This is a genomic window from Carnobacterium sp. 17-4 (assembly GCF_000195575.1).
GTDB lineage: Bacteria > Bacillota > Bacilli > Lactobacillales > Carnobacteriaceae > Carnobacterium_B.
In genome coordinates this window covers 2,370,644-2,382,974 of record NC_015391.1, presented here as the reverse complement: position 1 = coordinate 2,382,974, position 12,331 = coordinate 2,370,644, and the positions used below count along the sequence as shown (strand labels likewise).

Here is a 12,331-nt window from a genome sequence, read left to right as displayed (position 1 = left end):
TGTGGATGAAGAAATTCATTCATACCTATTTTTATACAACCAATAGCATTAGGATCATAAAAGAAAACGATGAAGCCAATACTAAAACTAGAATGCTACTATACGTTACCGAGCCACTTGTACTTGGCACTACTATCATCTCAAGTGCAATGACTACTGAAAATAAAGAAACAGAGTTATCGTATTATTTTGAACAGAAAAAGTATGAAATCACATAGGCGATGAGTTGAAAAAATGGTAACGTTTACATATGAAGTAAATAAATATTTTTGGAGGTTTGGAAATGAGTAAAGTTAAAAAGTTTTTGTTGGGGTCAGCTGCATTAGTAATGATGGGAACCTTGAGTGCCTGTGGAGATTCATCTACAGAAGGCAGTTCTTCAGGGGATGGAGATAAAATAGGAGTAGCATTTTATAAATATGATGATACGTATATTTCTTCTGTTCGACAAGCATTAGAAGAAGCTTCAAAAGATAATAAAGATGTGGAATTATTGATGAACGATTCTAAAGGGGATCAAGCTACTCAAAATGATCAAATTGATGTTTTGATCCAAAAAGGCGTAAAAGTTTTACTAGTCAATGTTGTTGATACGGGAGCTGCTCAAACAGTTATTGATAAAGCTTCAGCAGCTGATATTCCAGTTATCTTCTTCAATCGTGAGCCAGACAGCGAAGTATTAACAGGTTACGATCAAGCACGTTTTGTCGGAACGAAGCCTGAAGAAGCTGGCGTTATTCAAGGTGAGATGGCCTCTGAGTTATGGAATTCAGAGAAAACCTTGGATAAAAACGGGGATGGAGTTTTAAATTACGTGATGCTAATGGGAGACGCTGATAATCCTGAAGCGATTGCTCGTACACAATTTTCGGTTTCTACTATTAAAGATTCTGGTATAGAAGTAAAAGAGATTGGTCAACAAGTAGCGAATTGGGATGCTGATAAAGCCAACACAGCTGTTTCGGCTTGGTTATCACGTGAAGGCGACAACATTGAAATGGTTTTAGCTAATAATGATTCAATGGCATCAGGAGCTATTGCTGCTTTACAATCCGGCGGCTATAACAATGACGAGGATAAATTTATCCCAGTTTTTGGTGTTGATGCAACTGATGAAGCAGTGGACTTGATTGCTAAGAATTATATGTCAGGTACCGTCAAACAAGATGCTGTTGGAATGGCAGAAGCAATTTTTGCTTTAGGTGTAAATGCTGCACAGGGCAAAGACTATATTGAAGATACAGATTATGAATACGATGATACAGGTATTTCAATTCGTATTCCTTATCAAGCATACTCTGGTGAGTAATTCAATCATAGATGATTGATTTCTTTAAAATCTATGAATGGTAAAGTGTATTAAAAACTGGATAAGAATTGATAGAGAGTTTGTCTATCGATTCTTATTCTTTTAACAGAAAAAAGTTTGATTAAAGGCGGTGATTTTTATGGCAGCATCTAATTATATTCTGGAAATGCGAGATATTGATAAGGTTTTTCCAGGGGTGAAGGCGTTGGACCAAGCTCAGTTAAAATTAAGACCTGGAACCATCCATGCTTTAATGGGAGAAAATGGGGCAGGGAAGTCAACTTTAATGAAGTGTCTCTTTGGTATTTATATTGAAGATGCAGGAGAAATTTTAATTGACGGTATTCCGACAAAATTCACAAACCCAAAAGATGCATTGGAACACGGAGTCTCAATGGTCCATCAAGAATTAAATCAAGTGATGCGCAGAAGCATTATGGAAAATATTTGGTTGGGACGATTTCCAATGAAAGGTTTTTTGGTTGATGAAAAAAAAATGTATGAAGATACTCAAAATATATTTAAAGAATTAGAAATTGATATCAATCCTAGGAAAGAAATTGGGACATTGTCAGTGTCTCAACGACAAATGGTAGAAATCGCTAAAGCGGTTAGTTATGGCGCAAAAATTTTAGTTTTGGATGAACCAACTTCGTCTCTTTCTGAAAAAGAAGTGAATCATTTGTTCCGGATCATCAATCAATTAAAAGCAGAAGGCTGTGCGGTGGTTTATATCTCTCATAAAATGGAAGAGATTTTGCGAATTTCTGATGAAGTTACTATTATGCGCGACGGACAGTGGATCAGCACGACACCTTCAAAAGAATTAACAATGGGGAAAATTATTAATCTGATGGTTGGGCGCGAATTAAATGATCGGTTTCCGCCTAAAACAAATGTACCTGGAGAAGTTGTTATGGAGGTTAAGAACTTAACAGCGATGTATCAACCGTCCATTCAAGATGTCTCATTTACTTTGCGAAAAGGAGAAGTACTGGGAATTGCTGGTCTAGTTGGCTCAAGAAGAACGGAATTACTCGAAAATATTTTTGGAGTAGCTCGACATGATAAAGGTGAAATTAAGCTGAATGGTGAAATCATTCATAACAATCATTCACGTGATGCAATCAATAATGGCTTTGCATTTGTCACAGAAGAACGGAGAGCTACCGGTATCTTTGGTGGGTTAAGTATCACATTTAATGCGGTGATCGCTAATTTAAATCAGTATACGAAGTATGGCATGGTCAATGAAAAAATGATGGCTAAAGATACAGAACAAGTGATTAAAAGTATGAATGTTAAAACACCAAGTGCTAAAACACATATTGGAAGTTTATCAGGTGGGAATCAGCAAAAAGTCATTATTGGAAGATGGTTACTAACAGATGCAGATATCTACTTATTAGATGAACCCACACGTGGAATTGACGTAGGAGCCAAATATGAAATTTATCAATTGGTTTTAGAATTGGCTAATCGAGGCAAATCAGTTATTGTTGTTTCTAGTGAAATGGCTGAATTGATCGGAATTAGTGACCGAATGCTCGTGATGTCAAATGGACAAGTAGCAGGAATAGATGAAACAAAAAATATGACCCAAGAAGAGATTTTAAGATTATCAGCGAAATTTATTTAAATCGTTTAACAAGAAAATTCGCTTAACTTTCAAGATCTTTATAAGAAAGGTGCAACTATGGAAAACACTCAAAAGAAAATGAAACTAAATGATTTTTTACTGAATTATTCTTTGTACATGGTATTAGGAGCTTTGATGTTAGTGGTTATCATTATGGAGCCTTCCTTTATTTCATTGCAAAATATTACAAATATATTAGGTCAAGCTTCTACGCGAATTATTATGGCGTTAGGTGCAGCAGGTTTAATTATTTTAAAAGGAACTGACCTGTCAGCTGGTCGGATTTTAGGTCTTTGTGCAGTGGTCGCTTCTTCACTGGCGCAAAGTACCACATATGCATCAAGAATGTACCCTAATCTACCAGCGCTTCCTCTTATTGTGCCTTTATTAGCTGCTATTGCAGTCGGGATGACATTTGGTGCTATTAATGGTTTTGGTGTAGCAAAATTAAAAGTACATGCATTTATTATTACTTTAGGAACTCAATTGATTGCGTACGGTCTCTCATGTATTTACATCGATCGTCCACCTAATGGTGCACAACCCATCGGCTCACTGGATGTTCGTTACACTAATTTAGTTCGTAACACCGTTGATATCGGACCAGTTAAATTACCATATGTTATTTTCTATGCTGCCATTATCTCCGTTATCATGTGGTTTGTTTGGAACAAGACTAAATTAGGAAAAAATATGTATGCTATTGGTGGAAACACAGAAGCGGCTGAGGTTTCAGGTGTAAATATCGTTAAAAACATAATGATTATTTTCATTATTTCAGGTGTGCTATACGGGGTTGCCGGTTTCTTAGAAGCTGCCCGTATTGGTTCGACAACGAGTAATACGGGATTGAACTATGACCTAGATGCTATTTCAGCTAGTGTCATCGGCGGAGTCTCTTTCTCAGGAGGAGTCGGAACAATCCCCGGTGTCATCATGGGAGCTGTTATCTTACAATTTATCAACTATGGTTTAACCTTCGTTGGGGTCAGTCCTTATCTTCAATACATTATCAAAGGGTTAATCATTATTTTAGCTGTTTCTATTGACGTTCGTAAATACATTGTTAAAAAATAAAAAGCAAAGGAAATGAGAGTGGTTCAATATGGAAGAAATAAAATACGTTGATTTCTCACAACCAGAAGAACAAACGAAAACAAAGCAAACGCTTGGAAAAGATTCGCTTTATGAAAAAATTGACGTTAGTGTTGAATCAATGAATAAGTTTATTTTTGGGATTGTTGTATCCTTGATCGTCGTCTTAGGGTTTGCATTATTGAGTTAAGTTTGTTGATAAAAAATTCGCAACAGGAGTAAAAAACTCCACTGCGAATTTTTTCTATCATACAGTCTTCTCAAAATCTTTTTTATGTTAAAAGTAAAATACGGATTATCCAAACATAAGGAGAGGGATACAATGCAAGCGATTAAAAAAGAATCAAAAATTTTCTCGAAGATTTAATTTTGGTTACTGTAACACCGGGAGCTGGAGTCATACGGTAAAAGCATAGACTTTAAGATCAACCTAGAACTTATCTAAAAGAACAGATTAAGCAAGTGTACTTACAAAATTCTCGAAGATACGGTTGGCATTATTTACGGATAATTGTGAAACGTTAGGATTAAAATAAAAACTCTTACAATAGATTGTTTCCTTTGTTTGAAAGCGCTATAATTAAAAATGGAAGAAATAGAATGAAAAAACTGGAGTGGTTGAATGTATCAAGCAGCAGAAAATCGTTATGACAATATGATTTACAATCGTGTGGGAAACAGTGGATTAAAATTGCCAGCATTGTCTTTAGGGATGTGGCATAATTTCGGTGATGTAGATTTATTTGAAAACAGCCGTGAAATGGTTCATCGTGCATTTGATTTGGGAATTACACATTTTGACTTGGCCAATAACTACGGCCCTCCAGCGGGTAGTGCCGAAGAAAATTTTGGGCGTATTTTAAAGAAAGATTTGCTTCCTTACCGTGATGAGTTGGTTATCTCAAGCAAGGCCGGTTATTATATGTGGCCAGGTCCTTATGGTGAATTTGGTTCTAAAAAGAATTTGACTGCTAGTATTGATCAAAGTTTGATACGGATGGGATTAGATTATGTAGATATCTTTTATTCTCACCGTCCAGATCCGGATACACCTTTTGAAGAAACAGCACAAGCATTGGACTTAATGGTTCGCCAAGGTAAAGCATTGTATATTGGAATCTCTAATTACTCTGCTGAACAAACAGCTGAAATTTCAAAAATATTTAAAGAATTAAAAACGCCTTTCATTATTCATCAACCTTCTTACAGTATGTATAACCGTTGGATAGAAGATGGACTACAAGATGTTTTACAAGAAAACCAATTAGGAACTATTGCGTTTAGTCCCTTAGCACAAGGTATGTTGACAGACCGTTATCTGAATGGCATTCCAAAAGATTCAAGAGCTGGTCGGACAACAAGTCAATTCTTAGATGAAGCAAAAGTAAAAGCTACCTTAGAGCAATCAAGAGCGCTAAACGAAATCGCGAAACGCCGAGGTCAAACGTTAGCTGAAATGGCTGTTTCGTGGATTTTAAGAGATGGAAAAGTCACAAGCGTATTGATTGGAGCCAGCAAGGTGAGCCAAATTGAGGATAATGTCAAAGCATTAGATAACCTTGATTTTTCTACTTCAGAATTAACCGAAATTGAAAAGATTTTGAAACGTTAGACAATTGTGCTTTTTTGTTCCAGTTACCCTTCAAAAAAAGGTGCTCAACTGATGTGCCCTCCAAAAGTTAGAGTTTTATATTAAGCAGCTAATTGGCTGGTGTGAATGCGGTATTGAACCGGACTCATGCCTGCTGGTTTTTTGCTTTATGCGTTTTATCCCTATCCGTTCAGGTTGAGCGTGAAAATCTGCCTAGGATTGAAATCAACTTTAAATATGCCTTTTCGAATAGTTCTTTGGAAGGATAAATCAATAAAATCAAAGTTATTAAAGGAGTGTCTTATGGATATCGAAATGTCCAGAACTTTAAGTACCGTATTTTGCTAAGTTTTAGAGTGGAAAAAGCGTGAGACCCATTGGTTTCACGCTTCTCAAACTAGATTTTAGTTTAACTTAATTTGACTCATCCACACTATTTAAAATGGACTCTGTAGATGCTGACCCCTAAAAGTTAGAGTTTTTATTATGCAGGGTCCATTTTATTACAACTGCAGTTCTTCTTTTTATATTAAAAATCGTAGTCTTCATCTACCATTGATTCAGCATCACCCATAAGATATCCAGCTCCAACTTGTGAGAAGAAGTCATGGTTCGACGTTTCAATTGAAATACCATTCATTACAATAGGGTTAACATCAGCTAAATCAGCATTGTCATAATAAGCTGGGAAACCCATATTTTGTAATGATTTATTAGCATTGTAACGAACGAATGTTTTAACGTCTTCGGCTATACCAATGTGGCTATAAATTTCTTCAGTATAAGCTAATTCATTTTCCATCAAATCTTCTAACAATGGGTACATCCAATCTAGCAATTTATTTTGCTCTTCTTCAGGTAATTCATTATAAGTTAATTGAAATTTATACCCTAAGTAAGTACCATGTACTGATTCGTCACGGATAATCAATTTAATAAGCTCAGCTAAGTTAGCAAGTTTATTACTGCCGCGGTACCATAATGGAGCAAAGAAGTTACTATAGTATAAAATACCTTCTAAGAATATACTTGCAATCTTCTTTTGCAAAGCATTACCGGTTTTATAGATATCATTAATCCGTTTTGCCTTGTATTGCATCCGTTCGTCATTATTCATCCAATCATAAATTTCATTGATGCTTTTGATGCTGTTCAAAGAAGTTAGGATTGTTCCATAACTCTTCGCATGAATGGATTCCATAAACAAAAAGTTGTTAAGAATAGCAGCTTCTTTATGAGTACGAACATCCTCTCGCATAGCGTTAACACCTTTTTCAGACTGTAATGTATCTAGTAATGCCAGACCGCCGACAACCTTTTTAATAACTTCTTGTTCAACAGATGAAAGTTCTCGCCAGTCAGCTAAGTCGTTTGAAATAGGAACACGAGTATCTAACCAGAATTGTGAGGTTGCCTTATCCCAAACGTAATCATCTAATTCATCTTCAATTTTATTCCAATTTATTACCTGATGCTTTGAAGTCATAGGTATTTTTCCTCCTTAAAATAGAATCCAGTCTTTTAAAGTTTGAATTCTGAATTTATTTGTTAAAAGTCGTAGTCTTCTTCAGTCATTAGATCTTCTTTATCAACTTGGAAGCTGATGCTTGATTGACTATCTACTTCATGATGAGTTACTTTAGTCAAGATAGCGTTGATGGAATCAATATAGGTATTATTTGTAGCCGATTCTGGGTAAATCGTGTCAAAACCCAGGCTTTTAAGAGCGTTGTTAGCTTGTTGTCGAATAAAATCTTTAACTTCCTCAAGCCAGTCTGTTCTATAGTAAATTTGTTCTATATAATTTAATTCATTGTTTACTAGATCAACAAACAAATCAAAAGTCCAATCTCTCAATTCTGTTTGTTCTTGTTGTGATAATTCAGAAAAACCTAATTGGAATTTGTGACTAATATAGAAGCAATGTAAAGATTCATTCGTGAGAACTAACTTAATAATTTCAGCAACGCTAGTGAATCTCTTCTGTGTCCAATACAGTAACGGAGTAAAGAGGCCACTATAGGTTAGGACTCCTTCCAAGATTAAGTTTGCTACTCGCTTTTGAAGTGTAGTTCCTGTCTTGTAGACTTCAAGAATACGATCTAATCTGTATTTAAGTTCTATATTGTTATCTGCCCAAATTAAGATATCATCAACTTCTTTTGGTTCGTTAAATCCTATCAGGATTGTGTTGTATGCTTTAGCATGAACAGATTCAATAAATTGAATATTATTGTAAATAGCAGCCTCTTGCTGAGTGTGTTCTCCCTCTTCGATTACCATGAAACCTCTCTCAGATTGAAAAGTAGCTACTGAAGCTAGCCCAGCCAGCGTTTTCAAAAATACTTTTCTTTCATTTTCTGGAAGATCCTCCCATTGTGATTTTTCGTTTGTAACAGGGATTCGAGTGTCTAACCAAAATAATGACGTTAATTTCTCCCAAGTTGAATGATCTAAACTATCTTCGATTTCATTCCAATTGATTGCTTTGTAATGTAAGTAAGACATAATTTCCCCTCCTATTAAATCATGCATGATTCACAAGTATTTGCCGTTGTAAATTCATCATCTTCGGTATAAGTTCTGATATAGTAAAGTGATTTTATTCCTTTTGTCCAAGCGTAATTCCTCAGACGATTCAAGTCTCTAGTTGTTAGTTTTGAGGAAACGCCTGTTTTCCATTCGTATATATTTTCAGGAAGTGTTGAGCGCATAAATAAAGTCAAGCTCATACCTTGATCGATATGTTTTTGAGCAGCGGCATAAATATCAATAATTTTACGCTGATCATAATCATAAGCTGATTTGTAATAAGGAAGAGTTTCATTTGAAAGGAAAGGTGCTGGATAGAAAATAGAGCCCACTTTCTTCTCTTGACGATTTTCAATAAGTTGAGTAATCGGATGTAAGGATGCACTCGTTTCGTTTACATATGAAATAGAACCGTTGGGTGCAACGGCTAGACGGTTACGGTGATACAAACCATGCTGAAAGACTTTTTCTTTTAGGTCTTTCCAATCTGCAACCGTGGGCAATTGGATGTTAACAAAGATGTTCTTTACTTTTTCATTTACTAATGTGAATTCACTTTCTAAATAAGGATTAAAGTATGAGCCATCAGCATATTTGGATTTCTCAAATCCAAAAAAGGTTTCTCCACGTTCTTGAGCTATCTCGTTACTTGCTATCAAAGAATGATAGTTTAAAGCCAAGAAGTAAGCCTCAGTGAATTCAATCGATTCTTTCGAACCGTATTCAATCTGGTGCAAGGCTAAAGCGGTATGTAATCCCATAGCACCTAAACCAATCGTATGGTACATAGAGTTGCCTTTGCTAATAGTCGGTACTTCTAAAACATTGCTTGAATCTGTGACCGTTGTTAATGCACGAACTGCTAAATTAACGGATTTAGCAAAATTAGGAGATTGCAACATATTCATAATGTTGCTTGAGCCTAAGTTACAGCTAATATCTGTACCTGTTTGTTCATAAGACAAGTCAGCATTGAGTGTAGAAGGTTCTTGCGGTTGGAGAATCTCTGAACATAAGTTACTCATAATAATTTTTCCATCCACAGGGTTTGTGTTATTGGCTGTATCAATATTTAAAATATACGGATAGCCGGATTCTTGTTGCAAACGCGAAATCTCTTGCTCCAGTTCTCGAGCATTGATTTGAGTTTTTTTGATGTTCAAATTCTCAACCATATTGTCATACTCGGCAGACAGGTCTATGTATGAGAACGGAATACCATATTCCTTTTCTACACTGTAGGGGCTAAATAGATACATCGGTTTATTTGTTTTTATTAATTCATAATATTTATCAGGAACGACTAATCCCAAAGAAAGTGTTTTAACCCGTATTTTCTCATCTGCATTTTCTTTCTTAGTTGACAAAAAGCCTAAGATATCTGGATGGAAAACATTCAAATAGACTACGCCTGCGCCATTACGTTGCCCAAGTTGGTTACTATAACTAAATGCATCTTCTAGCAGCTTCATTACTGGAAGAACACCAGAAGAAGCATTGGCGATATCTTTAATTGGATCGCCAGCTGATCGGATATTGGATAGGTTAACACCAACTCCACCACCAATGCGAGAAAGCTGCAAAGCAGAGTTTACTCCTCGGCCAATAGAAAGCATTGAATCAGCAATATCAATTAAGAAACAGGAAATCATTTCCCCACGTTTCTTTTTCCCAGCATTTAGAAAAGTAGGTGTAGCTGGTTGGTAACGTTGCGAAATGAGCTCCTCAGCAAGTTGAATAGCTAATGTTCTATCTCCGTTACCTAGGTATAAAGCATTAAAAGCAATGCGATCTTCAAATTGTTCCAAGTATTTTGAGTGATCATTTGTTTTCAATGCATACTGTGAGTAAAATTTATAAGCGCCCATAAAACTTTTGAACTTAAAGTTAGCGGCATAGATTTGTTTGAATATTTTTTTAATAAATGCAAAATCATATTGATCACTTTCATCTTGCTTATAAAGAGTTAAAACTTCTAAGTCAATGTAGTTGTTATCCACCATAAAAGCCAACTTTTCTTCTAGTGAAGGAAATGTTAAGGTATTGGGAATGATTTCTTCTTCAAAGTAAGCTTTTAGCGCTTCTTGATCCTTCTGTAAAGGAATTTCCTCATTGACTGGAATATTAACAAGGTTATTTAGATAAAAGTATGTTTTAGCGCTTTTGATAGTAGTTGTTTGATTTGGCAAAGTTATTCACTCCTAGATTTTTCTAAAGTTCATTAAGAAATTCTTCATGATGATTAATAATCAAGTTGGCAATTCGTTCTACATCTGACTGCGTCCCTCGTAATTCAAAGACATCGATTAGAGGAAAACCAAATCTTTCTGCATATTGCTTAGCACTTAGACAGAATTGATTATTGAAATTCCGGTTTCCGCTTCCGACAATTCCGTAACAGAATTTAAAGTTAGCGTTAGATACTATAAAATCTCCTAGTCTAGTGGTTAATACTTCCTTATCTCCTGTATGGATTCCATTTCCACCATTTAAATAAGTCGGCAAGAAACTCACGAAAGGTTCATCGACTGGAAAAGTTTCTCCTTTTAGGTCTTTAATATTCAGCAATTCTACAACTATGTCCTTAGTTGCTTCTATGTACTCGCTTAAACACTCAACAAAGTATTTCGTATTGCCGTTTAGACTGATGTAGATAATGTTTATTTTATTTGCCATTAAAAGTCTCCTTCTATTCATTAAATTTTGTTCTGTATTTTACATACACGAAATCTATATGTTGTGCTTACGAAAATATGATAACACAATATGTAGTGATTAAGGAAGCTTTTTATGAAAAAAAGATAAATCCTACGTTGTAGTTGATCTAATGTCGATGTAGAGCTTGAAAGAAGTGGAAATTTAAAAATAAAGGTCCTTAATCAAATTATATTGGAAACTCTTACAATAGATTGTTTCCTTTGTTTGGAAGCGCTATAATGGGAAGTGGGAGAAATAAATCAAAAAACTGGAGTGGTTGAATGTATCAAGCAGCAGAAAATCGTTACGACAATATGATTTACAATCGTGTGGGGAACAGTGGATTAAAATTGCCAGCATTGTCTTTAGGAATGTGGCATAATTTCGGTGATGTGGATTTATTTGAAAACAGCCGTAAAATGGTTCACCGTGCATTCGATTTGGGAATTACCCATTTTGACTTAGCTAATAATTACGGTCCTCCAGCAGGAAGTGCCGAAGAAAACTTTGGACGTATTTTAAAGAAAGATTTACTTCCTTACCGTGATGAATTGATTATTTCAAGCAAGGCCGGTTATGACATGTGGCCAGGTCCATATGGCGAATTTGGATCTAAAAAATATTTGACTGCTAGTGTTGATCAAAGCTTGAAGCGCTTGGGGTTAGATTATGTTGATATTTTTTATTCACATCGTCCAGATCCAGATACACCTTTTGAAGAAACAGCACAGGCGTTGGACTTAATGGTTCGCCAAGGTAAAGCTTTGTATATTGGAATTTCTAATTACTCTGCCGAACAAACAGCTGAAATTTCAAAGATATTTAAAGAATTAAAAACACCTTTCATTATTCATCAACCCTCTTACAGCATGTATAACCGCTGGATAGAAGATGGTCTACAAGATGTTTTACAAGAAAACCAACTAGGAACGATTGCGTTTAGTCCCTTAGCTCAAGGTATGTTGACAGACCGTTACCTAAACGGCATTCCAAAGGATTCGAGAGCTGGTCGGACAACAAGCCCGTTCTTAGACGAAGCAAAAGTAAATGATACTATAGCGCAATCAAGAGCATTAAATGAAATCGCAAAACGCCGAGGTCAAACGTTAGCTGAAATGGCTGTTTCGTGGATTTTAAGAGATGGAAAAGTTACAAGTGTATTGATTGGTGCCAGTAAGGTAAGTCAAATTGAGGATAATATCAAAGCATTAGATAACCTTGATTTTTCTCCTTCAGAATTAGCCGAAATCGAAAAGGTTTTGAAACCTTAGATAACGGGGTTTTCTGTATGAGATACTCATACAGAAGGATACTTAACTTTTAAATCAAAAAATTAGTCAGCAGATATGAATGCGGTATTGAACCGAACTCGTACCTGCTGACCTTTTTTTATATAAAGTATTTAGACCAAATTTACTAGCGGAGATACTTAAGTTATTGAACTGCAGTGTAAGGAACCAAATGTACA

11 protein-coding genes are annotated in these 12,331 nt (G+C 35.6%); 7 read left to right on the top strand and 4 right to left on the bottom strand.

All coding sequences use genetic code 11. The features are described 5' to 3' along the window. Positions 1-5 precede the first annotated feature (5 nt). From CAR_RS11295 to mgrA (CAR_RS11270), 6 genes are all read left to right on the top strand, one after another. Positions 6-218, top strand: coding sequence for a hypothetical protein (locus tag CAR_RS11295; RefSeq protein ID WP_148229427.1), 213 nt, complete (start codon positions 6-8; stop codon positions 216-218). 65 nt (positions 219-283) lie between these two features. Next, positions 284-1,309 (top strand): galactose ABC transporter substrate-binding protein, encoded by a 1,026-nt coding sequence (locus tag CAR_RS11290; RefSeq protein WP_041556658.1) that lies wholly within the window; start codon positions 284-286, stop codon positions 1,307-1,309. Positions 1,310-1,448: 139 nt separating this feature from the next. After that, entirely contained in the window at positions 1,449-2,948 is a 1,500-nt protein-coding gene (gene mglA, locus CAR_RS11285; RefSeq protein ID WP_013711868.1) for a galactose/methyl galactoside ABC transporter ATP-binding protein MglA, read from the top strand. A gap of 57 nt (positions 2,949-3,005) precedes the next feature. Next, on the top strand, positions 3,006-4,025 hold the full coding sequence (gene mglC, locus CAR_RS11280) for a galactose/methyl galactoside ABC transporter permease MglC (protein WP_013711867.1): 1,020 nt from the start codon (positions 3,006-3,008) through the stop codon (positions 4,023-4,025). A 28-nt stretch (positions 4,026-4,053) separates the two neighbouring features. Continuing rightward, on the top strand, positions 4,054-4,233 hold the full coding sequence (locus CAR_RS11275; RefSeq protein ID WP_013711866.1) for a hypothetical protein: 180 nt from the start codon (positions 4,054-4,056) through the stop codon (positions 4,231-4,233). 432 nt (positions 4,234-4,665) lie between these two features. After that, the gene (gene mgrA, locus CAR_RS11270; protein ID WP_013711865.1) at positions 4,666-5,655 is read left to right on the top strand and encodes an L-glyceraldehyde 3-phosphate reductase; all 990 of its coding nucleotides are present in this window, start codon (positions 4,666-4,668) and stop codon (positions 5,653-5,655) included. Positions 5,656-6,163: 508 nt separating this feature from the next. On the opposite strand, the gene nrdF is transcribed toward mgrA (CAR_RS11270), so the two are convergent. From nrdF to nrdI, 4 genes are all read right to left on the bottom strand, one after another. Beyond that, positions 6,164-7,120, bottom strand: a complete 957-nt coding sequence (gene nrdF, locus CAR_RS11265) for a class 1b ribonucleoside-diphosphate reductase subunit beta (RefSeq protein WP_013711864.1) — start codon at positions 7,118-7,120, stop codon at positions 6,164-6,166. Positions 7,121-7,182: 62 nt separating this feature from the next. Beyond that, positions 7,183-8,142 carry a ribonucleotide-diphosphate reductase subunit beta gene (locus CAR_RS11260; protein WP_158305251.1) on the bottom strand — a complete coding sequence of 320 codons (960 nt, stop codon included), beginning with the start codon at positions 8,140-8,142 and terminating at the stop codon, positions 7,183-7,185. Positions 8,143-8,156: 14 nt separating this feature from the next. Further along, the gene (nrdE, locus tag CAR_RS11255; RefSeq protein ID WP_013711862.1) at positions 8,157-10,355 is read right to left on the bottom strand and encodes a class 1b ribonucleoside-diphosphate reductase subunit alpha; all 2,199 of its coding nucleotides are present in this window, start codon (positions 10,353-10,355) and stop codon (positions 8,157-8,159) included. Positions 10,356-10,377: 22 nt separating this feature from the next. Then, a complete protein-coding gene (gene nrdI / locus CAR_RS11250) occupies positions 10,378-10,842 on the bottom strand; it encodes a class Ib ribonucleoside-diphosphate reductase assembly flavoprotein NrdI (protein WP_013711861.1) in 465 nt (154 codons plus the stop codon). A 302-nt stretch (positions 10,843-11,144) separates the two neighbouring features. On the opposite strand from nrdI, the gene mgrA (CAR_RS11245) reads away from it, so the two are divergent. Then, entirely contained in the window at positions 11,145-12,134 is a 990-nt protein-coding gene (gene mgrA, locus CAR_RS11245; RefSeq protein WP_013711860.1) for an L-glyceraldehyde 3-phosphate reductase, read from the top strand. Positions 12,135-12,331: the final 197 nt, after the last annotated feature.